The sequence below is a fragment of the Rhizobium pantanalense genome (assembly GCF_030182525.1).
In the GTDB taxonomy this organism is placed as follows: Bacteria; Pseudomonadota; Alphaproteobacteria; order Rhizobiales; family Rhizobiaceae; genus Rhizobium.
In genome coordinates, this window is record NZ_JAQJCH010000062.1 from 1 (window position 1) to 417 (window position 417).

2 rRNA genes are annotated in these 417 nt (G+C 54.0%); both read right to left on the reverse strand.

The features are described from left to right. Positions 1–82 (reverse strand): 5S ribosomal RNA (rrf, locus tag PH558_RS34135); the annotation flags it as partial. A gap of 238 nt (positions 83–320) precedes the next feature. Further along, positions 321–417 (reverse strand): 23S ribosomal RNA (locus tag PH558_RS34140); the annotation flags it as partial.

Below are 417 nucleotides of genomic sequence, written 5' to 3' on the forward strand. Positions count from 1 at the left end.
ACGAAGTACCATGGGCGCAGGGGCGTTTCACGGCCGTGTTCGGAAAGGGAACGGGTGCAGCCACCCCGCCATAACCACCAGGTCGGCAAAGCGCAACTTGTTGATCCATGCGAAAGCATGGATCAACAAGTTGCTCTTTCTGGGCTGATATGCCTTTCCTTCTCGCTTGCCGCTCGAAGGGGACATCAGCCGGCCATACGGTCACCTCGAGTTCGAGGCGACAGATGGCCGAAGCTTGCTGTTCATGCTTTTGCATGGACATTTTTGAGAAGCTGGATTTTTTATTTGAACACGTCGTGTGATGAGCACGAGCAATGAGAACGATCAAGCCAATCGAGCTATTAGTACCGGTAAGCTTCATGCGTTGCCGCACTTCCACACCCGGCCTATCAACGTGGTCGTCTTCCACGGCTCTGA